This window comes from Sporosarcina sp. P25, from assembly GCF_002743235.1.
Lineage (GTDB): Bacteria > Bacillota > Bacilli > Bacillales_A > Planococcaceae > Sporosarcina > Sporosarcina ureae_B.
In genome coordinates, this window is sequence record NZ_PDYV01000006.1 from 52,265 (window position 1) to 75,512 (window position 23,248).

Consider the following 23,248-nt stretch of genomic DNA (forward strand, 5'->3'; position numbering starts at 1 on the left):
GTTTCGATAGAGCGGCTAGCGGGGTGTCTAGAGCGAATCTGGGTTTGGCTAGAGCGGCTAGCGTGGCGTATAGAGCGAATCCGGGTTTTGATAGAGCGGCTAGCGAGGTGTATAGAGCGAATCTAAGTTTCGCTAGAGCGCTTGACGTGGTATATAGAGCGAATCCAGGTTTTGATAGAGCGGCTAGCGGGGTGTTTAGAGCGAATTCGAGTTTCGATAGAGCGGCTGGCGAGGCGTATAGAGCGAATCTGGGTTTGGCTAGAGCGACTGGCGAGGTGTATAGAGCGAATCTGGGTTTGGCTAGAGCGGCTAGCGTGGCGTATAGAGCGAATCTGAGTTTGGCTAGAGCGGCTGGCGTGGCGTAATAGAGCGAATCCGGGTTTGGCTAGAGCGGCTGGCGAGGTGTATAGAGCGAATCTGAGTTTCGATAGAGCGGCTAGCGTGGCGTATAGAGCGAATCCGGGTTTTGATAGAGCCGGCTGGCGTGGCGTATAGAGCGAATCCGGGCTTCGATAGAGCGGCTGGCGAGGCGTATAGAGCGAATCTGGGTTTTGATAGAGCGCTTGACGTGGTGTATAGAGCGAATCTGAGTTTCGATAGAGCGGCTGGCGAGGCGTATAGAGCGAATCTGAGTTTCGCTAGAGCGCTTGACGTGGCATATAGAGCGAATCCGGGTTTTGATAGAGCGCTTGACGTGGTATATAGAGCGAATCTGGGTTTTGATAGAGCAGCTAGCGGGGTGTCTAGAGCGAATCCGGGCTTCGATAGAGCGCTTGACGTGGTATATAGAGCGAATCCAGGTTTCGATAGAGCGGCTGGCGTGGCGTATAGAGCGAATCTGGATTTGAATAGAGCGCTTGACGTGGCATATAGAGCGAATATCGGGCAACATAGAGCGCTTGCCTGGATGTATGGGCGCGGTTGCTTTCTTCACGTATATTTCCGCAAGAAAAAAGCGTACCACTTTTACAGTGGAACGCTTTTTCTTATTCATTATGATGCTTCTGCATCTGGTACTAGTCGTTTCTCAGTTTTCATGACAATGAAAATACTGGCTTCATACAAAGCAATCATTGGAATGAGAATGATCAACTGACTCAAGAAATCAGGAGGTGTGATCAATGCGGACACTACAGCGAGAATCACGTACGACCACTTTCTCACTTTTTTCATAGTTTCAGATGTCAGAATACCGATAGCGGAAAGGAATAGTGCGACGATTGGAAGCTCAAAGAGCAAACCAATCGGCATGGTGGTCATTAATAAAAAACGTGCATATTCTTTTGCCGTGATCATGACATCAAAATTCATTTTACCGAGCTTCACTAAGAAGTTATAGCTCAGTGGATTGACTACATAGTACCCGAATGCCAGACCACCGACGAACAAGAGCAGAATGGCAGGGGAGTAGAGACTTAGGAAACGTCCTTCTTTCTGCGTCAGACCCGGTTTGACGAACTGCCAGAGGAAATGACAGACGAACGGGACGGACAAACCAAATGCCATCGCAGCGGAAATCGTCGTATAAAATGAAATGACCTCAAGCGGACTCAAAACGATCAGCTTATAGCCCCGCGTAACGTATGGGAACCATAGATTAATCGTGCTGAATACGGCAATGAAGAAAACCAAAAACACGACGACACTTTTGATGAGCTGCTTCCGAAGATCCGTGAGATGCTCGATTAACGCAGGATCTGCATCAGTCTTTTCATCGTCAGGTTGTTTAGGAGGCATTCTTGGTTCTTCTGGTTGTGGTTCTGGTTTTAGTTCTTCTGGTACAGCCCGTTCAGTGGAAGAAGTCTCCGCAGAGTGATCGGGCAGGGCGGTTTCTTCATCATTTGCTTTTTTGTCTAATGGGCTTTGGTTTTTCCGGTTTTGATCACTATACGGATCCATCTTTTCACCTACTTATTTAATATCTTTTTTATCAGTTTCAATCGTTTTGGCAGGAGTAACAGTTGTTTTTTCTTTCTCTTCATCATCGCCCATAATATCTTTAGTAGCTTTTTTGAATTCTGCTAAAGTTTTACCGACTGCTGAGCCGACTTCAGGCAATTTACGAGGTCCGAAAAGAATCAAAATAATCACAAGGATAATAATGAGCCCAGGTACACCGATTGCTGCTATATTCATGATCCATCCATCCTTTCTGCTTCATTTATACGAAAGATCCAACTTGTTACTGGTATTTCTGAATGCCTTCCGCAGTACGATAGGCAAGTGCACCGACTATTGCAGTAGGGTTGTATCCACTATTATGAGCGAAATTCCTCACTCTCACAACAAATAAGTTTTGTACGTTAATGAAGTCTAGACCGTTATAGTCGAAATAATCCTCAGTAACATGTTAAATTGTTTTACCGGGAGATTCGGAACTAAGAACGTATTCATTGTAGCATGATAAATCCCATGACATTTCATTAAACATAATCGAAGTTTGTCGAAAGGATAACAATCTTTTCATGCTAACAGACTTCTGACGATAGGTCAAATGTCATTTTTACCATAATGAAAAATTAAAATAAACCAAGCTCTAAAATATTTGCAATATTTAGAAAATAAATATATACGAATCATTTGAAAGTTGGTAGAATAATAATAACAAGTAACCTACAGCCGACAAAATAATTTACTGAGGAGGAAAGATTATGAACAAGCCTAGTCGGATTTTCGTTTGGACCGTATTGCTCGTTATGCTTTCATTTGTATCATTCAGTTCTACGCAAGCCGCAACAACAGAATTCAAGGACGTGTCGAAAAATCACCCGAACTATGAAGCGATCCAGTATTTACAGGATAAAGGCTTTATAGGGGGCTATCAAGACGGCACGTTCCGACCGCAGGAACACATCTCGCGTAAACACGTAGCGAAGTTACTGGACCAAGCACTGAAATTACCACAAGCGACAACTGCAGTGACGTATTATGATGTACCGAAAAATCATCCATACTATGCCTCCATCATGAAATTGACTGCAGCCGGCATTTTCAGTGGCGGAACAGATGGCTACTTCAATCCGGAAGCACCGATTACACGGATTCAAATGGCGAAAGTATTGGATATCGCATTTGATTTGTATATGACGAAACAAAATTCATTTTATGATGTGTATGTTGAACATTGGGGCTATACCCATGCCAACGCGCTAAAAGCTAGTGGTGTTGCGAGCGGTTATTCTAGTGGTGAATTTATGCCGAATGAATCTGTAACGCGTGCGCACTATGCACAGTTCTTATACGCAGCCATCAAGGTGAAGGAAGCTCGTCCGGCGACTGATAAAGTAACAAAAGGCAAAGCATGGGATCTCGTCAATCGCAGAACGTTTGAACTGGAGAAGACTATGCGCGATGCGCGGATGAATCAGTGGAAGTATTCGGACATTGAGTCTACTCTACGTATGAGTGCGACAAAAGCGTTTGTGGATGGCGATCTGAAAGGTTACTACAATCCTAAATGCGAGGACTGCTACTCTAACGTCTTGCCATATATCAATAATGAGCCAATAGTACGGTTCGAGTTTACACAACCCGATTCCAATACACTGAATGTAAACACAGTGGAATTCCAAAATGGCTATTCTGTTGGCGGTTATGTAGCGTATCAATTTAAAAAACAAGACAGCAAATGGAAGATGAATTCATTAAAGTATACGAAGGTTGGTACGAAGAACTTCCAGCTGACGATCAATGAAGCCAAAAAAATATTGGAAGCCGAGTATGCAACATATGGCCATAAAAATATTGTAGCTAAATATATCACAACTACCCAGCAAGTCGAATTAGATCCGGTAACAGATGCCAAGTACACATTTGACCAATATACATTCAACTTGGATTCTGATTATGGACGCTTCAAAGTGAAATTCAACTCTTCGGATGGCTTCACATCGTTTGTGAATTGAATAAAGAAACGTGCAAGCCACCGATTAGGATGGATTGCACGTTTTTTGTGTAAATTCCTATCGTACCTACTAAACCGACCGACTTTCAAAGAGCGATTGTGGAAAGTGTTATGAATTTCATTCATCCAATAGCATGAATTTATGCTAGACCCACAGTATATGACGTTTGACAAAGGAGTAGAATGACTGCATGGATACGAATAATACGATTAAAGCGCTTCATGTACTTGGAAATGAAGACGGGGTTTTAAAACTCAACACAGAGAAATTCTTTACTTGGCATATACCGAAAAAGATAAGGGAAGAACCGATTCAAAAAGGAGATATCGTCCCCGTGCGTACGAAATTGGGTCCCAAGCCGGTTCTCGTAATGGATGTATATCGCGAAGAATTTGAAGAAACACAAAAAAGATACAAACTTGTGATCAAGACTTTGGAGCGGGCACCAGAGAAATAAGTATAGAGAAAGAAAAAAACAGCTTATTCCTGTCTAGTTTCGACTGGTGATGAGCTGTTTTTATCCATAGAACGATAATCAGGAAAGTTGCAACGTCTTTTCATAGTCTTGGATCCGTTGCTTGACCCACTCAGGAATCACAATTGATTTTTTCGTTTCGCTATCCATGATAATGAGTGTCGTCCAATTTGTTGCAATCACATCACCTGTGGCTTTGCGTTGAATGACGCTTTCCATTGTGAATGATTTTGTACCAAAGCGGGACGTACGTACTTTGATGACGAGTTCTTCGCGCGCGTAAGCTTCGCTGTGGAAACGGAAGTACAAGTCCCCGACGACAAACATGAGTTTTTCTTTGTAGAACCCTAGTTCTTCTAGGTAATCGGCACGCCCTTGTTCGAAATAAGGACCGTAGCTCGTATTGTTAACATGCGCATAGAGATCAGTTTCACATACACGCACTTTACAATAGCTTTCGAACGTAAACTTCTTAACCCATTCTTCCATGTTGGGTGTAATATAATCTGCGCTCATTGACTTAGCTCCTTTCCTAAATGTTCCACGAACCAATCCGCTGCTTCTTGTTGTGCACGTTCGAATGTGTCGCCGTCGTATAAATCGAAATGACCTTTTGGCAACTCGACCAGTTTCTTCGGTTCGCTGATTTTCTCATTGAAGATGTCAATGGCAGGGGTAGCAGGTGTAATGCCGTCTTCTATCGCTACGACCATCAATAATGGAGTAGGGGAGATCAAGTCGGCATTCGATGCAGGATAATACTCCATATATTTCTCCATTGATTCAAGCGTCAAACGATTTTCCCATGTGTGTGCCATTTTTTGCGCTTTTTTCGTAAACCATTCAAAGGCCTCATGATGGGTTTGTGCGCAGTTTTTGCCGTCTTCACTGACAACTTTGATGTATTCGACCGGTGCACCTTCGTAACGTGCCTGACGGTAATCAGCTAGATGTTGAGTGTGAATTTCGATGTTTTCCTTGCCCATTTTCTTTTCCATGCCAAGTATTCCACGGATAGTAGGTACTTGCGAAACGATTGCTTTAACGCGGCAATCCATCGCACCTACTTGCAGTACATGTCCGCCACTGTATGAACTACCCCAAATCCCGATTCTGTTTCCGTCAATGAAGTCCTGAGATGCCATATACGAAATCGCGTTGCGGTAATCCTCAATCTGCATTGCGGGATCCATGTGCTGGCGATTGTCACCTTCGCTTTCTCCAAAATTTCGGTAATCAAATGCTAATACCGCAAGCCCGGCTTCAGCAAATCTCTTGGCATACTGAGGCAAAAACACTTCTTTTACTAAACTGAAGCCATGTGCCATGACGACTGCAGGATATGGACCTTTGCCTTGAGGTTTATATAATAAGCCACTACAATTCGTGCCTTCACTCGTAAATGTAATATGCTCTGCTTTCATTCCGGTCAACTCCTTCTATTATCAATGTTTCCAACGTTTTACTACATCGTCTCCAAAATCTACATATGGACGAATCGGTGTCATTTCTACTACTGTCAGATAATCAGCCAACGGAAGTTGCGCTGTGAATACGCGATCAAGCTCATCATGCGAGTCTGCATCATAAATTAAAATCACTTCTTTACGTCCAGCCACTTTGTATGCGCTAACAATTTTCCCGGTTTCAAGTGCTTTACGGCCAACAGAGATTTCTTTCTCCCATAGAGCCCATAACTCATCAGTAGATAACTCTTTTTGCTGCACGGATGCTCGAATATAAAATAACATAAGATATTTCCACCTTTCTATTTGTCCACTATCTCTTCTACATACTTTGCAAGTTTCATACCAACATCTGCTTCCGCGTACTGATAGGTTCAATTTGTCCTAGATCCGATATTCTGATTACTATTACACTCACCATTCTCTTGGTTTGATTACTTTTCGAATCGAAAAAATGAAGATAAATCGATACCTACGTATTTTCCAAGTTGGCACGGTACTTGCAATATACATAAGCACAGCACGTAGTAAAACTATTTCATAGGGGGATTTAAATGAATAATAAACAACGAGTTTTGAAAACGCTTTCAGATAATGCGGTATTACCTATCATAGCCGCTCCAATGTTTCTTGTGTCGAGTCCAGAACTTGTTACTGCATGCTGTACAAATGGTGTCATCGGTTCGTTTCCAGCGCCAAATGCGAGAACAATCGAGCAACTAGAAGAATGGATGATCCATATAACCACTTCATTAAAAGAACATAGCGCAATCGGTAAAACAGCACCGTGGGCACTTAATATGGTGACGCATCGCACGTATATCCGATTAGATGAAGAAGTGGAATTGATCAAACGCTATCAGCCGCCAATCGTTATTACTGCACTTGGTAGTCCATTGACTGTTATAGAAGCAGTCCATTCCTATGATGGCCTCGTGTTTGCGGATGTTAATTCCGTAAAATTTGCAAAGAAAGCTGCCGGTACAGGCGTCGATGGATTAATTCTTGTCAGTTCAGGTGCAGGAGGTCATACAGGGAGGATGAATAGCTTTGCATTTGTAGAAGCGGTTCGACAATTCTTTGATGGCATCATCATTTTGGCTGGAGGTATCTCTACAGGCAACGGCATTCTTGCTGCGCAGTCGCTTGGGGCAGATCTTGCGTACATGGGGACATCTTTCATTTCAGCAAAAGAAAGTATGGCGCAATCGGAATATAAGGATATGGTGGTGGACTCCGACTATGACGATATTCTAATGACAGATGCTTTCACTGGGGTTCATGCCAATATGTTGCGCCCGAGTATCGAACGCGCAGGACTTGATCCAGACAATCTGGTGCCAAAAGCACAAATTGACTTCAGCGACCCGCAAGCGGGAACGAAAGCTTGGAAAAATATTTGGTCAGCTGGCCATGGAATTGAATCCATTACACATATACAGTCGGCAGCGGACATTATTAAGCAGTTGCATAGAGAGTACGAACAAGCGCAACAACAACTCATCGACAACAATCCATGGAGCACAGTAAAGGAGGAAGTTAAATGACAAATATGCAAACGGAAGTAAACCCATACTTGCAAGACGCGTTATATGCGCCAACTGAAGAAGAACTATTCGTGGAAGAACTACCGGTAATCGAAGGTGAAATACCAGCAGACTTTAGTGGGGTATACGTCAGAAACGGCCCGAACCCCAAATATGAGCCAACTGGCCGTCATCATTGGTTTGATGGAGATGGCATGTTGCACGCTGTCTACTTTAAGGATGGTAAAGTGAGCTACCGTAATCGCTACGTTCATACAAAGGGGTATGAGTACGAGGATGGGACAAAAAAGTCGGAATGGGTGGGACTTCGGGACAATCCTAAAAAAAATCCTTCTTTTGAACGTCTGAAAAACACATCTAACACGGACATTGTTTTCCACAATGATAATCTCTTGAGCCTTTGGTATAAATCAGGGGAGCCTTATCGGATCGATGCAAAAACACTTGAAACAGTTGGAGTAGAAAACTTCAATGATCAATTAAAGGTAAACGTCTCTGCGCACTCTAAAGTAGATGAGAATACAGGAGAATTTATATTTTTCGATTATGGAATCTCGTATCCATATATGATGTATGGTGTTGTATCGGCTGATGGGAAAGACGTACACAGCGTACCAATCGACCTACCAGGACCACGTAATCCGCATGATATGTGGATCACTGAAAATTATTCCGTTTTAATGGATTTGCCATTATTCGCGAATACGGAAGCACTGGCGAAGGGGCGATATAAAGTGGAATTCCATTCACATATTCCGAGCCGTTTTGGCGTTATTCCACGTCACGGGAATTCCAATGATATTCGCTGGTTTGAAGCAGATCCATGCTATATCTATCATTCCATCAACGCATGGGAAGAAGGCGACGAAATTGTACTTGTTGGCTGCCGTGTTGATCAGCCAGAGCCGCCGAAACGTTCTACAGAAAGTGATATCGAGCGCATGATGCAGTTTCTTCAACTCGATGCCAAACTTCATTACTGGCGCTTGAACTTAAAGACAGGTCAAGTAAAGGAAGGTTTGCTTGACGATATGAATACCGAGTTTCCTGTAATTAATCTTAATTATATGGGACGTAAAGGTCGTTATTCTTATAACGTTAATATCGATAAAGCGAAGACGTTACAGTTTACCGGCTTAGTAAAATACGATACTTGGACAGGGCAAAATGAAAAATATATGTTCGACGATCACTTCTACGGATCTGAAGCAGCGTTCGCGCCTAAGAAGAATGCGGGATCTGAAGACGAAGGGTATGTCGTGTGCTATACACATAATGTGTTGACTGATAAATCAGAACTCGTTATCTTGGACGGCCAACAGTTTGGCAATGGGCCAGTCGCACGCATCGCATTACCACACCGCGTGCCTATGGGCTTCCATGCAACTTGGATTTCAGGTGAAAACTTCTATGGTTCAGAAGCATAAAAGCGTATTGAAAACAAGGAGGCGGAAAGATGATACTAGCAGATCAGAAAAAGATTGATGAATATACAGCTAAGGGATATTGGGGAACGAAAACACTGTACGACTTTTTCTTGGAGAACGTTCGTAATAAACCGACTGCACTTGCTGCGGTGGATCCACTCAATAGAGAAGCAATCTGTTCGGGCGCGCCTCAGCGTTTCACATATGGACAACTGCAAGGAAAAGTTGAAAAATTATCAGCCTTCTTATTGAAAAATGGTATTCGCAAAGACGATATTATTGGAATTCAGTTGCCGAACACTGTTGAAATGCTATTGACATACTTAGCGATTTTACGTATCGGTGCCATTGCTACACCGTTTCCTGTGCAATATAGAAAGCATGAATATCGTACCCTCTTGAACTTCACGGAGGCAAAGGCGGTCATCACGATGACCCATATTCTGAAACATGACACAGCGAAGGATTTTGTTGATGTAAAGCAAGAGGTATCTTCACTCCATACGATTTTTGCATGGGGAGATAATCTACCGGAAGATGCAGTTTCACTTGATGACTTGGACATGTCACATGAAGACGTCCAACTGGCGAATGAAATTTGCGCCAGTAATAAGAATACAGCGAATGACATCTTCACAATCTGTTGGACATCAGGAACGGAAGGTACACCAAAAGGAGTTCCGCGTACACAAAACGAATGGATTATTTCGGCTTATGCCTCTGTTGATGCAGGTGCATTCACAGAAGATGAAGTACTACTGAATACATTCCCGATGGTGAACATGGCAGGAATTGCAGGCATGTTCGTACCGTGGTTATTGAAAAATTGCACACTGATCATGCATCACCCGTTCGATCTGCCAACTTTCCTTAAGCAGATTGCAACAGAGCGAGCGACTTATACTTTAGCTCCACCTGCATTGTTAAATACAATGCTTAATAATGAAGACATCCTCAAGTCAACGGACTTTTCATCGATGCGTGCAATCGGCTCGGGTTCTACACCATTGTCACCTTGGATGGTCAAAGGTTGGAATGAAAAGTTCGGCATATCGATTATCAACTACTTCGGCTCAAATGAAGGTGCAACATTCATTAGTGATCCACGGGATATTCCAGATGCAGAACAACGCGCCAACTATTTCCCCCGATTAGGAGTGCGGGGGCTTGAATGGACGACTAGAATTGCTCACTACTTCGAAAGCAAGATCGTAGACACTGAAACCGGTAAAACAATCACAAAAACAGGTATGCCTGGCGAGATGCGTATTAAAGGAGCAAGTGTGTTCCCAGGTTATTGGAGACAGGAAGACCTAAACCATGAAATCTTCGATGAAGACGGATTCTTCTGTACAGGTGATTTATTTGAAATCATCGAAAAAGATGGGGAAGCGAAATTTTATCGTTTTGTCGGCCGCACGAAGGAAATTATCATTCGTGGTGGTGTCAATATCAGCCCTGGAGAAGTAGAGTACCTGTTACAATCACACCCCAAAGTGGCAGACGTTTCAATCGTAGGTTTGCCTGACAAGCTTATGGGAGAAAAAGCTTGTGCTTGTGTAGTACTAAAAAATGCAGATGAAACACTAACAATTGAAGAAATTATCCAGTACTTTAAAGCCCATGATTATGCAATTTATAAAATTCCTGAGTATATCCACTTCCTCGAAGAGTTGCCACGTAATCCGGTTGGAAAGATTATGAAGTTTCACTTGAAGCAACTTGTAATGGATTCGGCGGAAGAACGCCAAGAAGCTTGAACGAAGGAGTGGAAGAAATGACGCAAGCATATATTTACGATGCAATTCGTACGCCAAGAGGAGCAGGCAAAGAATCGGGTGCATTGGCATCAGTACCACCTATCCAACTAATTTCCACGCTGATTCACGCACTGGAGGAGCGTCATTCATTCGATAAGGCTCTGATTGAAGATTTTGTGCTCGGCTGTGTGACGCAGGTGAAAGATCAAGGTGCGGATCTTGCGAAGATTTCCGCACTCTATGCCAGATTACCTGAAACGGTAGGTGGCGTAACGATCAATAGGTTTTGTGCTTCTGGCCTGGATGCTGTTGGTATGGCAGCGGCAAAAGTACAGGCGGGATTCGAGCAAGTTGTACTAGCAGGCGGCGTAGAATCCGTCTCCCGTGTTCCAATGTTGTCGGATAAAGGTGCATGGTTTTCGGATCCTGACGTCAGTAAGAAAACGGGGTTTGTCCAGATGGGGGTATCTGCTGATATTATCGCTTCCCTTGAAGGATTCACAAGGGAAGAGCTTGATGAATATGCGGTACAGTCGCAAGAACGCGCAGCCTATGCAAGGGATTATGGTTATTTTGATTCGTCCATCGTACCGGTTTATGACGAAAAAGGTACGTTATTACTTGCTAACGATGAGCTAATCCGTGAAAGTACGGTCGATAGTCTTGCTGGACTGACGCCATCATTCATCAAATGGGGAGTTGGACCAGCGGAAGAGCAGATCTATGAAGCGTTTCCGAAGCTTGAAGCGATTGAGCATATGCACCATCCGGGAAACTCACCTTCACTCGCAGACGGAGCGGCGTTGCTTGTCGTTGCGAATGAAAAGTCGGGTGAAGCACTCGGTATGAAACCACGTGCTCGCATTGTGGGAGTAGCGAATACATCGGCCAGTCCATACTTATTAACAGGTGGCCAGGCAGCGAGTCATAAAGTGCTGGCGCAAACTGGTTTAAGTTTCAATGATATGGACTTGATTGAATACAATGAAGCATTTGCGGCAACGGTTCTGAAACTTATTCGGGATGAAAAGATTGATTCAACGAAAATAAACGTCAATGGCGGCGCAATTTCGATGGGGCATGCGCTCGGCGGAACAGGCGGTATGTTGCTTGCAACGATTTTGGATGAACTCGATAGGATAGACGGGAAGTATGGACTCGTTGCGATTAGTGGCGGTGGCGGAGTGGGAACTGCCATCGTCGTGGAAAGAATATAGAATAGAAATGAGAGAGGGTTCTTCTGCTGAAGAATCCTTTCTTTTTTTATGTTAGAATAGTAAGAAAGCTGTTGATTCGAAAACAACTCAAACAGCGAGTATGGGGTGAATGGCATGGAAAGTATATACGAAAAGGCATTTCAGCATAATTTCGATGGGATTTGTGTGTTCGATCATGAAGGGAAAGGACTGGCGATCAATCAAGCGGGGCAGCGTATTACGGGATTCACTAAAGAGAAATTCGTAGGGGAAACGACAAAGAATGCCATTGAAAAGGGCTATATCTCCAAATCAATTACGAATCGTATTATCCAAACGAAGAAGCCTGTCACTGATGTCATCAGTATACAAGGTCTGGAAGTGCTTGTGACAGGCAATCCTGTACTTACTTCCGAAGGTGAACTTCAGTATGTCGTCTTAAATGTGCGAGATATATCTGAGTTAAATAATTTGAAATTGGACGTTTTACTATCTATAGCGTTGCGAAGAAAACATCAAAGCGTTACGCCTAAAGTCTCATCTATAGATGTTGCAGGTGTTCATTCGGACGATGTGATCTCGGCTAGTCCTAAAATGAAACAAGTCGTGCAATTAGCTGCACGAGTTGCTAAGGTGGACTCTTCTATACTGATCTTAGGGGAGTCGGGTGTCGGAAAAGAAGTCGTAGTGAAGCTGATTCATGAAAACAGCGCAAGGGCCGATCTTCCTTTCATCAAAATCAACTGTGCCGCTATACCGCGTGATTTACTGGAATCAGAACTGTTTGGCTATGAGAAAGGTGCGTTCACCGGTGCTAACCAACAAGGGAAAGCAGGGTTATTCGAAGCCGCGAATGGTGGTACCGTATTCCTAGATGAAATCGGGGACATGCCGATGGATTTGCAAGTGAAACTCCTGCGGGTCCTGCAAGAATTCGAAATCCGGAGAATCGGTGGCACAAAAGACATTAAAATCGATGTGCGCATTGTTTCTGCTACAAATAAAAACTTACAAGAACTTATTGAAAAAGGAGACTTCCGCGAAGATCTTTATTATCGACTCAATATCATCCCCATTCATATCCCACCACTGCGAGAACGTCCCGAAGACATTCAGCAACTGGCTCATCTAGTATTGAACCGGACAAATCGTAAATATGGACTCGAGCATTACTTCCAACCTGGGCTCGTTGAATTGCTACATCAATACGAATGGCCAGGCAATATCCGTGAAATGGAGAACATGATTGAACGCCTCGTCGTCACAGCTGAACAAGACGAAATCAGCTGGAGTAGTTTACCTTTCATCATCGACCAGCCTGATTTGAGCGAGAATTATTCTTTGAAAGCGACACTTGAAGAAATTGAAAAGAAAATCATACTGGAGAAACTGCAGACCTTCCGTACTACGCGGAAAGTGGCTCAAGTGCTTGGCATCAGCCAATCCGCAGTAGTGAAGAAGATGAAGAAGTACGGCTTATAAAATCGATTTCCGTTTACTAGACGACAGAATGTGGAGTTCATCCCGATACTTGCTGACCGTCCTGCGCGAAATCGTGATTCCTTGTTCTTTCAATAGCAAATCCACTATCTTTTGATCGGATAACGGCTTCCGTTTATCTTCTTTCGCAATCAGTGACTGGATCGATGCTTTCACAGCGGATTGAGATACATTGTCGCCATCCTGTGCAGCTAGTTTGGATGTGAATAAAGAGCGCATTTCGAACGTTCCGGCAGGCGTTTGGATTACTTTATTGGAAACGGTACGGCTAATAGTCGACTCATGCATCTCAATACTATCTGCCACTTCTTTCATTGTCATGGGCTGCAAAGCTTTCTTTCCATAGCGGAAAAATGCGTCTTGTTTTTCGAGAAGATCCGTCACGATGCGAATGATCGTATTGCGCCGCTGTTCGATACTTGTTAGTAACCATTGCGCTTGTTTATGATAGTCGCGCAAATAGGAAGAAAGTTCGGATGTACCTGTAAGAGAAGATACATATTCTTTGCGCAGTCCGATTTTCGGAAGGTCCCGGTCGTTCAAATGAAATGATAACTTCCCGTGTTTTTCTTCAACGATCACGTCAGGCATCATGAATTCTGTTTCATTGTGACCGAGTTCTGGACAAGGTCTCGGATGTAGCGTCAGCAGGAATTCATGCAGTTCGTTTACGTGTGCCATCGTAATATTCATACCATTGGCGATCTGTTGCCACTTACGTTCAGCCACATAAGGCAAATACTCCGATATGAACGTTTCGATTAACTCGGGACACTCTTCGCAGCTTCTAACTTGAAGCAACAAACACTCCTGCAGCGTCCGAGCACCTATGCCGGGCGGACCGATTTGCTGTAGTAATTCAATACCGGCCTCTACATTTTCTATAGCGTGCGCATCTGCACATAAATAGCCGTGATCATCCAAACTATGAATCAACGTCTTAAGTAATTGCTTCGTCTTGACATCGTGGAAATCGAACTCGACTTGTCGAAGCATTTGGTCACGTTTACTGACGTCTTGCTGCTTCACCCATTCTGTAGAATCTGTTTCCTGACTTGTGTAGTTTAGGGGCTGTCGTTCTTGGAATGAATCCATTGGTTCAGCTTCTTGTATCTCAATCACGGGATTTTCTAACTCTTTTTCTCGTATATATAGCTCCAGATCATAGGTCGATAGTTGTAATAGCTCGATTGCTTGACGGAGTTCAGTCGTCATCCGTAAACTGAGTTCTTGTTTTTGTTGGAGAGACATATTCAACGAAATCTCCTCCTTATAATAAAGTACATGATGAAAGTATATGAATACGCTTTCATTTCTATGTGTTTATCATATCATGCACTTTCGACTTGGGCTATTGTTCTGAGAAGTTTATTTTTCCTGAAGAACTTGCCGTAATCCTCTCGACTCCAACACATCATCGACACCTTCTTGGCAAAACCCATACGAACGCCAAGAGCACGTCTCGCACACTACGACAATATCTTCGGGCACGACATGTAGCCGAATCCTTCGCTCGACTTCGCGCCAAGGTAGCACATCACTGACTTTCAATCCGAGCTTATGTAAAATCACCGCGTCGCGTTCATAAATTCCGTCATCTTGACAATGATACGGTTGCCCTTGAGGAAACTTTGCACATAAATAATCCGGGCCTTTTATGATTTGAATCAACGTGTCAGGCCGTTCCCGTAACACATCATGAATTTTCGTCATATTTTCCGTGTACTCTGCTGAATAGCCCATTCCACGGTACCCGAGCAAACAAAAGATATGGTGCCCACGTAGTTTGATCATAGAAACCCGCCTTTTCTGAACTGTATAATAGTTAACCAATTTTATTATTCAGTATACACATAAACGTATGCAGGAGGGAAGTGCGAGTTTGGGAACATTGACTTTGTGGATGTACCTTTTATAATTAGCCCCATACGAAAATAATCTGTAAAGAGGGCTAGTGGACGATGAAAGATCTAAAAGTACTTATTACATTGGTGCTCGTTATGTTGACATGGGGAATTAACGTATCCGCTCTCAAATATCTTGTGACCTATTTCGATCCGATTACTATGACGTCGATGCGTATTATGTCCGCTGCCGTTCTAGTGTTTGTCATTTTGTTTTTTCTGAAGAAAATTCGCTTGCCTAGAAATAGGGAATGGCTATATATCGTCGGCGGCGCCGCAACCAACGTCGTGATGCATCATTATTTTCTAGCGGAAGGACTATCAAGAACGAGTGCCGCTAACGGGGGATTAATACTAGGGCTTGGTCCGCTATTGACCGCGACGTTAGCTGTTTTTATTTTGAAAGAAAAAGTCACCGGCGTACGGGCTTTGGGCTTTCTGTTCGGTGGAATAGGAGTCAGTATCGTCGTACTTGGAGGCAGTGGAAAAGTAGGAGAACTGTCATTTGGAGATGTCGAAATCTTCTTATCGATCTTATCTCAAGCCATTAGTTTTATGCTAATTAAAAAAGCGTCCAGCACAATGGGTGCGCGGCTACTGACAGGATACATGCTGTTAATCGGTTCCGTCATTTTAGTCATCATTGCACTGATAAAAGAACCAGGTGGTTTTGCCGAATTAAGTAAAGGAACCCCAACTGTCTGGAGCGTATTCCTATTCTCGGCCTTGATCGCGACCGCTGTTGGTCACATGGCATATAATTCAGCCATTCAAACAATCGGTGCAGCACGCGCTTCAATCTTTTTGAACTTCAATACATTTTTCGCACTGATAGGTGCAAGTATATTTTTAGGGGAATCCATTTATCCCGCTCACTTTATTGGGTTGGTATTTATTGTCGCAGGCGTCCTCTTCGGCTCTGGTTCTTTGGAGATGTTTATAAGGAATCGGAATAAACCGGTACCGCCTGTTGGCTAGGTAGTAGATGGTGAAATGATAAATATAGTCCGCTAGTTTAACTACGGGAAACCAGCGGTCATTTGTACGGATAGATATTAAATTTCTTTTAAATTTTTAATGTGTCATATAGAAAATCAGAAGTCAGACTATATGAAATTGGACGAAGTTGTTGTAGTGAGACGATGCCTTCCTCTTCCATTTTATCGAGAGCCTGCTTGACCTTGTACCGTGAATAGCCAGAGAGGGAAATGAGGCGGCTGACCAATATGTCTTCGTTGGAACCAAAAACGGTCAATACTAGTAAGTAAAAAAGAATCTCTTGCTCTTCTTTTCTTAATTCCCTAGAATCATGAGTCAAGAATTGTTGTATACGAACTAGTTTTGCTTCGTTAATGGATAAATCTTCTAGTATATTATGTTGTCCAGCAATCAATAACTCCAGCATACTTTTTAAATAAAATGTCAATTCTCCTTTATTCATAGGAGAAGGAACTTCTTCTAAAGCCTGATAATACTTCGCTTTGTCTTTATTAATAGCGTAAGAGAAAGTTACTGCTGAGTAGCGTTCCAGATAGTTGGCAAGGTAACTACCGACCAATAGTCTACCTGTTCGACCGTTACCATCATAAAAAGGATGGATATATTCATAGTAATAATGTGCTATCAAATATCGGAACAACTCTGGATGCGTATCATCTTGTAAGAACTGAATGAGATGAAAGAGAGCTTCTTCAATTTTTGCCTCTGTTTGCAAGCCGACATGTGTAATTCTTGAGCCATCAGTCACTTCCACTTCGTCTTTTCTAAACAGACGACCATCTGGCGCATCCTTCGTAGAAATTTCATCAGAAACCAAATGATCGTAAAGCGTCCGGAAATCCTCTAGAGCTCGAAAAGGCCCAATATCTTCAATATGCATATAGGTTTTCATCATACCCATAAAACGCTTCATTTTTGGATTCGGTTCTTGTAGGCGTTGTAGCACATGACTCAGTTCTTTCTTTGTGCTGCGAATACCTTCGATTTCATTATTACTTTGGGCGTCATTAATAATCAAGCGCTGGAAGTAAGGTTCTGCTGCAAATGCAGGCAATTTACTAACTAATGATAGGATTTTACCACTATTCAAAAGGGCTTCATTGTTCAGTTTAATAAGTTCAGGCGTCATGACATAGAACAGTTCAAAATGCTCTCGATCTAGCCTGCCTTTCCTGAATGCACGAATAGGTAATAGTGTGTTCATACTTCCATAGCCCGTGATTCGCTTCAAATATTCTTCTTCAAAAGAATCCGGATTCAATTTATAAAAAAGCGTACTCAATTTTTCGTAAGTCATGATACAAACACCTCCCTAATTCAAATATATGCACTTTTTTAAATTAGTATACATTTATAATGGTATATAGACAAGTTTATATAAAAAGGCTGTTATAGGAGGAAGTTAAATGTTTCCTTACCAAACATTTACATAGCCTTCTCCGTATATTAATAACCTTCCGGTAGAGTAATAGTTGATTACAAATACAGGAGGTTGTTTATTGTTGAAGAAGACAGTCGTGCCCGTAGTCATGCTATCTGCTGCATTAATTGGTGGTGCCATCTGGACGGGGAATAATTCAACGAGTTCAGCTAACGAAGTGAAAAAGGAAGACACTACAGAAATCAAGAACGTCATATTCTTGATTGGGGATGGCATGGGAAGTTCCTACACATCCGCTTATCGTTACTTTAAAGATGATCCGAAAACTCCTGAGATCGAGTTAACAGCGTTCGATAAATATTTGGTCGGTCAACAAATGACCTATCCTGATGACGATGAGGAGTCGATCACCGATTCAGCATCTTCAGCAACGGCTATGTCGTCCGGTGTCAAAACATACAATAACGCCATTGCGGTCGATAAAAAGAAAGAGCGCGTGCAAACGGTCCTTGAAGCGGCAAAAGAAGCAGGGAAGTCAACAGGCCTTGTCGCCACTTCTGAAATTACACATGCCACTCCCGCCGCTTACGGTGCCCATAATGAAAGTCGAAAGAATATGGACGAGATCGCCGACGATTATTACAATGAACGCATCAATGGCGAGCATACCATCGATGTCCTTCTAGGCGGTGGGAAAAAACACTTCGTCAGAGAAGATTTGAGCCATGCGCATTCATTCGAATTGGATGGATATGGATATGTCACAACAAAAGAAGAATTATTGAACAATAAGCACGATAAAATACTAGGATTGTTCGCAGATGGCGGCATGTCAAAAATGATTGACCGTTCGGCAGAAACTCCTTCACTGGAAGAAATGACAGAAGCAGCGATTGACCGATTGAAGAAAAATGAAGACGGATTTTTCCTCATGGTAGAAGGAAGCCAAGTCGATTGGGCAGGACATGACAATGATGTGGTCGGTGCGATGAGTGAAATGGAAGACTTCGAGAAAGCATTCAAGGCAGCTATCGAGTTTGCGAAAAACGATCCCCACACATTGGTCGTTGCAACGGCGGATCACTCAACTGGCGGATTTTCCATAGGAGCGGATGGCGTCTATAACTGGTCTGCCGATGTCATCAAAGCCGTGAAACGTACACCTGCTTTCATTGCACAAGAAATCGCGAATGGTAACGAGGTAGGACAGACATTGGAACGCTACATCGATCAAGAAAGTTTGCCATTAGAAAAGAAGGAAATAGAAGCAATTCAAGCAGCAGGTACAGAGGCAAGTGCTATCGAAACAGCGATCAAGCAAATCATCGATAAACGTTCGTATACGGGTTGGACAACTAGTGGACATACAGGTGAAGACGTACCGGTTTATGCCTATGGACCATCCAAAGAGCGTTTTACAGGTTTGTTAGATAATACCGATCATGCGGATATTATATTTGATATTATTGCGGGTGAGAAGTGAGGCTATATCCTACAGTATACATGAAGGAAAAACGCCTTCCTATCGTAAAGATGGGTAGGCGTTTACTTGTGATTAATTGAAATTTCAATTCGTTAATTGCTATGATACATCGTGCAATAAAATTGAAACGTATATGAAAGAACGGAAGTAGCAGAAAAATGATATAGATATGTTATGAAAATTCCTGTTAGATAAAGAATAAAAATATAAAAAATACTAATTCTCTACCTATGCTTATAATCTACAGTATATTGTATACTATTAACTTAGGAGGGATGCAGATGAATATTCAAGAAGCGCTAACGATTGGTGACTTGACGAAAAGTATAACTATTGCTGGATCCGAAGGTATAACACGTGAAATCACCTCCATCGAAGTAATGGAAGTTCCTGAAGTAGTCAGCTGGGTTACATCGGGGATATTAGTGATGACAACATTTTATTCGATTAAAAATGATATAGAAAAGCAAATTGAAATCGTTCAGACATTGATTGATAAAAATGCAGCAGGAATTGTTATCAAACTGGGTAGATTCGTAGATGCATTGCCTGAAAAAATGTTGGCTATTGCAAACAAAGAAAACTTTCCTATTATTGTTATACCTAAAAACGTTTCGTATATCAATGTACTGGCCCCCCTATATGAGCGACTATACAAAGAGAAGCAGCTAAAGGAAAACTCCTATCAACCATTCATAGATTTTGAATCCAAATCCTTTGCCTCACTTTCAAAAGCAATGGAAGAATTGAGTGAAATTATTGGAGGGCCATTATATATAGAAGATGTACAGTGTTCTCTGCTCTATTGCACAAGAAAATTTCTTCCGAATGGTTGGCGCAATTCCAACACCCTATTTTCTAAACCAATCCATACGAATTATGAAGAGCTTTCCGAAGAATTAAAGACATCACTTATACAAACTGGTGGAACATTGCTAAAAATAGATGGTTTTCGCAATATCTTGATCATGCCGTTACTATCTAACAAATATATCTTTGGAATGCTTCATATACCGTATACTGAAAAACTAGAAGCCAGCAATAGTCCAATCGAAAATCTGAAAGAGATCGTGGAAAAGATAGAAGAGTTATTTATGAATGAACAGCTCTACCTACAAAAAAAGCGAATTGAACATCTTAAACGTCTGGAGCAATTCAACCAAGCGGATGAGCAAGAATTTCAAATGAAAGAGCACTTCATTATTCGCTTCCATGCAAGCTGGTTTGAAAAACATGATACACTAACGCATTATGTCATTGATTATTCAAATATAGTATTGAAAGAGTTGCTATTTATTATGGAAGACATTCCAGAGTGCTCTTTTACATTGTTCGAAAAGCATGGGCACTACTATGCACTAGTAGATCGCGCAAAAAATGAGGATGTATCTGTTATGAAAACACTTGAAAAAGTGATTGCAGATAGTATCCACTCATTGACAATTGCAGTAGCTCCGATAGAAAAAGACAATCGCGTGTTGGCGGATAGTATTCGGTTGGTGGATAAAACCATGGAAATCGGACGACTTATTAGAAAAAAAGAGACCTTCTACACCTATGATCAATTAGGTATATATGAAATTCTTATTAATTTAACATCTCAAAATGTAGTGAAAAACTATACTAAAAGTATTTTAGAACCATTATTTGTCGATCAAAATAAAGAGTTACTACATACGTTAGAAGTATATTTGAATGAAAATGGTAATGTTACAAAGGCATCGGAAAAATTGTTCATACACCGAAGAACACTGACATTCCGACTGCAGAAAATACAAGAACTATTGCAAATGAATATTGATGAAGCAGAAAATCGTTTTATTTTGAACTTTTGTTTGCGAATAAAATCTTTAAATAGATAGGCGTCTTAGAACGTCTATTTTTTATTGTGTAAATTATGTGCAATATAGTTGACTGAATATTGCGCACTACTGGCATTACATTGAATAGTTTAATTATTTATAGTTGGTCAAAGGAGTGGTGGGAATGTTGGGAATCATTCGAGTGCTCACGATAGATGATGAAAAGATCTTGCTCGAGCATGGAAGACACATGTGGGAAACAGATCAAATTCAAACGATTACACGCTGTATTCAAGATCAGCCAAATGGCATTTACGATCCTACGACGCTAGCAGAAGCTGTGCCAAAGATCATTTCTCTCGCTCAAGAACTCATCAGAGAACCTGGCGTGGACGCAATAACGATTAGTTGTGCAGCCGATCCAGCGTTACAAGAGTTAAAGGAGTTAGTAGATTTTTATGTAATGGGTGCAGGTGAATGTGGAGCAAAGGCGGCTATGCAAGCAGGGCGAAAAGTCGCAGTGATAGGAATTACGAATACGATTCCGAAAAATATCATCGATGAATTAGGTGACCGCTTTTATACCTATTCATATTCGCCAAACTTACAAAAAACTACAGATCTATTTACAGAACAAGCAAAAGTAGAATTACTAGCACTTGCGAATGAAACAGTGAAGTGGGGGGCAAATGTCATATTGTTTGCTTGTACAGGGTTCTCTACGATCCGACTTAAAGAGTATTTATCAAAAGAAATCCATATACCAATCATTGATTTGGTAGAAGCGCAGGCATTCGTATATAAGCAATTTACAAAGGAGGGTAAGGGATGAATACAAAGACAAAAACATTTGATTTACCATTTGTTATTTTTTCGATTATCATTTCAATATTTGGTGCAATAATCGGGATGCAGTTGATTACAACTTTAGGAATCACGCCGAATACATCGATTATCGGTGCATTGGTTGCGATGCTAATCGCTAGAATACCAATGCAGATGTTTTATAAGTATCGTTCCATAGAGAATCAAAATCTTATCCAGACTTCCATATCAGCGGCAACATTCGGAGCGGCGAATAGTTTGCTCATTCCGATTGGCCTTCCATTTGTAATGGGAATGCCAGAACTAATTACACCGATGCTGATCGGTGCGGGTCTTGCTTTGTTCATCGATGTATTCATTCTCTACAAAGTATTTGATTCGAAATTATTTGGAGCCAACGAAGCATGGCCACCTGGTATTGCGACAGCTGAGGCATTAAAAGCTGGAGACCAAGGTGGTTCAAAAGCAAAGTTCCTTGGTATCGGTATTGGAGTTGGCTTAATCGGATCGTACTTTGGTATCGCGATGTCGGCTTTTGGCGTGGCATTCATCGGAAATATTTGGGCGTTACTTATGTTCGGTATTGGCTTATTGCTTCGTGGCTATTCCATACCGATGTTTGGTGTAGATTTAAATGAATTCTATATTCCACACGGCATGATGATTGGTGCGGGCTCAGTTGCTTTACTACAATTTGTCATCACGCTTTGGCAGGCGAAGAAACAAAAGAATACACAGCGTGAAGAGAAAGGCGACTATAGCTACACACGTTCAGACAATGATGTGAAAAAAGGATTTGGTATCGGTTTTCTACTGTATTTAGTGGCGGCTCTTATTTTAGCGGTTATTGGCGGTATCATCGGGGACATGTCAGTAACACAAACAATTATGTTTGTACTGTTCGCGGCATTTGCTGCATTAGCTAGTGAAATTATCGTCGGAATTGCAGCCATGCATTCCGGTTGGTTCCCGGCATTCGCGGTGACATTGATTGCCTTGCTTATCGGTATGATGTTAGGCTTCCCACCGATTGCACTTGCACTACTTACTGGTTTTACAGCTGCAACTGGTCCAGCATTTGCTGATTTAGGTTATGACTTTAAGTCAGGTGCGATCTTGCGTAGTCACGAAAAGAAAGCAATTGAGTTATTTGGTCGTAGACAACAATTAAAAAGTTCATTAATCGGTTTTGGTGTAGCGATTGTCATGGTAGCACTTTTCCATGATTCCTTCTTTGCACAGGATCTTGTACCGCCAGTAGATCTTGTCTATGCCACTACGATTGAAAGTGGCTTGGGCGGAAATGTTGGCATGTTACTTCTTCTATGGGCAATTCCAGGCGCGCTCATCCAATTAATCGGCGGTCCTAAACGACAAATGGGTATCTTGTTCGCGACAGGTCTATTGATTATTAATCCAATCGCCGGCTGGGCGGTACTTGCTGGTATTACCATTCGATTTATTGTATTGAAGGTAAAAGGTCCAGAAGCAGAATCTACAATGTACACCATGGCAGCAGGATTTATCGCTGGGGATGCGATCTACAGCTTCTTTACGTCACTATGGAAAGTAAAGTAA

At 42.1% G+C, this 23,248-nt stretch carries 20 protein-coding genes; 12 read left to right on the forward strand and 8 right to left on the reverse strand.

The annotated features are described in order from the left end of the window. Positions 1-993: 993 nt before the first annotated feature. Positions 994-1,899 carry a twin-arginine translocase subunit TatC gene (gene tatC, locus CSV70_RS07240; protein WP_099660948.1) on the reverse strand — a complete coding sequence of 302 codons (906 nt, stop codon included), beginning with the start codon at positions 1,897-1,899 and terminating at the stop codon, positions 994-996. A gap of 12 nt (positions 1,900-1,911) precedes the next feature. After that, entirely contained in the window at positions 1,912-2,136 is a 225-nt protein-coding gene (gene tatA / locus CSV70_RS07245) for a twin-arginine translocase TatA/TatE family subunit (protein ID WP_158232304.1), read from the reverse strand. 515 nt (positions 2,137-2,651) lie between these two features. Here tatA and CSV70_RS07250 point away from each other — a divergent pair. Beyond that, positions 2,652-3,905, forward strand: coding sequence for an S-layer homology domain-containing protein (locus CSV70_RS07250; RefSeq protein WP_099660949.1), 1,254 nt, complete (start codon positions 2,652-2,654; stop codon positions 3,903-3,905). A gap of 190 nt (positions 3,906-4,095) precedes the next feature. Continuing rightward, positions 4,096-4,362 (forward strand): DUF5839 family protein, encoded by a 267-nt coding sequence (locus CSV70_RS07255; RefSeq protein ID WP_099660950.1) that lies wholly within the window; start codon positions 4,096-4,098, stop codon positions 4,360-4,362. A gap of 78 nt (positions 4,363-4,440) precedes the next feature. Here CSV70_RS07255 and CSV70_RS07260 read toward each other — a convergent pair whose 3' ends face one another. The 3 genes from CSV70_RS07260 to CSV70_RS07270 are packed head-to-tail and all read right to left on the reverse strand — an operon-like array spanning position 4,441 to position 6,131. Then, entirely contained in the window at positions 4,441-4,896 is a 456-nt protein-coding gene (locus CSV70_RS07260) for an acyl-CoA thioesterase (protein WP_099660951.1), read from the reverse strand. Then, positions 4,893-5,804 (reverse strand): alpha/beta hydrolase, encoded by a 912-nt coding sequence (locus tag CSV70_RS07265; RefSeq protein WP_099660952.1) that lies wholly within the window; start codon positions 5,802-5,804, stop codon positions 4,893-4,895. Before CSV70_RS07265 ends, CSV70_RS07260 begins: the two co-directional genes overlap by 4 nt. A gap of 21 nt (positions 5,805-5,825) precedes the next feature. Next, complete coding sequence (locus CSV70_RS07270) at positions 5,826-6,131, reverse strand: muconolactone Delta-isomerase family protein (RefSeq protein WP_099660953.1); 306 nt, start codon at positions 6,129-6,131, stop codon at positions 5,826-5,828. Positions 6,132-6,400: 269 nt separating this feature from the next. Here CSV70_RS07270 and CSV70_RS07275 point away from each other — a divergent pair, with 269 nt between their 5' ends. The 5 genes from CSV70_RS07275 (at position 6,401) to CSV70_RS07295 (ending at position 13,258) form a co-directional block, all read left to right on the forward strand. After that, on the forward strand, positions 6,401-7,393 hold the full coding sequence (locus tag CSV70_RS07275) for an NAD(P)H-dependent flavin oxidoreductase (RefSeq protein WP_099660954.1): 993 nt from the start codon (positions 6,401-6,403) through the stop codon (positions 7,391-7,393). Beyond that, positions 7,390-8,820 (forward strand): carotenoid oxygenase family protein, encoded by a 1,431-nt coding sequence (locus CSV70_RS07280; protein ID WP_099660955.1) that lies wholly within the window; start codon positions 7,390-7,392, stop codon positions 8,818-8,820. Before CSV70_RS07275 ends, CSV70_RS07280 begins: the two co-directional genes overlap by 4 nt. 29 nt (positions 8,821-8,849) lie before the next feature. Beyond that, positions 8,850-10,580, forward strand: coding sequence for a class I adenylate-forming enzyme family protein (locus CSV70_RS07285; protein WP_099660956.1), 1,731 nt, complete (start codon positions 8,850-8,852; stop codon positions 10,578-10,580). Between the two features lie 17 nt (positions 10,581-10,597). Beyond that, a complete protein-coding gene (locus CSV70_RS07290; RefSeq protein ID WP_099660957.1) occupies positions 10,598-11,797 on the forward strand; it encodes an acetyl-CoA C-acyltransferase in 1,200 nt (399 codons plus the stop codon). Between the two features lie 114 nt (positions 11,798-11,911). Next, entirely contained in the window at positions 11,912-13,258 is a 1,347-nt protein-coding gene (locus tag CSV70_RS07295; protein WP_085132507.1) for a sigma-54 interaction domain-containing protein, read from the forward strand. On the opposite strand, the gene rpoN is transcribed toward CSV70_RS07295, so the two are convergent. Both rpoN and CSV70_RS07305 read right to left on the reverse strand, forming a co-directional pair. Beyond that, positions 13,253-14,527, reverse strand: coding sequence for an RNA polymerase factor sigma-54 (rpoN, locus tag CSV70_RS07300; RefSeq protein ID WP_099660995.1), 1,275 nt, complete (start codon positions 14,525-14,527; stop codon positions 13,253-13,255). The two genes, CSV70_RS07295 and rpoN, sit on opposite strands and share 6 nt — an antisense overlap. A 117-nt stretch (positions 14,528-14,644) precedes the next feature. After that, the gene (locus CSV70_RS07305) at positions 14,645-15,070 is read right to left on the reverse strand and encodes a DUF1284 domain-containing protein (protein ID WP_099660958.1); all 426 of its coding nucleotides are present in this window, start codon (positions 15,068-15,070) and stop codon (positions 14,645-14,647) included. 167 nt (positions 15,071-15,237) lie between these two features. Here CSV70_RS07305 and CSV70_RS07310 point away from each other — a divergent pair, with 167 nt between their 5' ends. Further along, positions 15,238-16,158 (forward strand): DMT family transporter, encoded by a 921-nt coding sequence (locus tag CSV70_RS07310; protein WP_099660959.1) that lies wholly within the window; start codon positions 15,238-15,240, stop codon positions 16,156-16,158. An 88-nt stretch (positions 16,159-16,246) separates the two neighbouring features. On the opposite strand, the gene CSV70_RS07315 is transcribed toward CSV70_RS07310, so the two are convergent. Further along, positions 16,247-17,476: a Fic family protein gene (locus CSV70_RS07315; RefSeq protein ID WP_099660960.1), complete on the reverse strand. Its 1,230-nt coding sequence runs from the start codon at positions 17,474-17,476 to the stop codon at positions 16,247-16,249. Between the two features lie 232 nt (positions 17,477-17,708). Here CSV70_RS07315 and CSV70_RS07320 point away from each other — a divergent pair, with 232 nt between their 5' ends. The 4 genes from CSV70_RS07320 (at position 17,709) to CSV70_RS07335 (ending at position 23,248) form a co-directional block, all read left to right on the forward strand. Then, entirely contained in the window at positions 17,709-19,043 is a 1,335-nt protein-coding gene (locus CSV70_RS07320) for an alkaline phosphatase (RefSeq protein ID WP_099629116.1), read from the forward strand. Between the two features lie 281 nt (positions 19,044-19,324). Continuing rightward, entirely contained in the window at positions 19,325-20,905 is a 1,581-nt protein-coding gene (locus CSV70_RS07325; RefSeq protein WP_158232386.1) for a PucR family transcriptional regulator, read from the forward strand. A 124-nt stretch (positions 20,906-21,029) separates the two neighbouring features. Beyond that, positions 21,030-21,677 carry an aspartate/glutamate racemase family protein gene (locus CSV70_RS07330; protein ID WP_099629078.1) on the forward strand — a complete coding sequence of 216 codons (648 nt, stop codon included), beginning with the start codon at positions 21,030-21,032 and terminating at the stop codon, positions 21,675-21,677. Beyond that, the gene (locus CSV70_RS07335) at positions 21,674-23,248 is read left to right on the forward strand and encodes an OPT/YSL family transporter (protein WP_085132513.1); all 1,575 of its coding nucleotides are present in this window, start codon (positions 21,674-21,676) and stop codon (positions 23,246-23,248) included. The genes CSV70_RS07330 and CSV70_RS07335 overlap by 4 nt, the downstream gene beginning before the upstream one ends.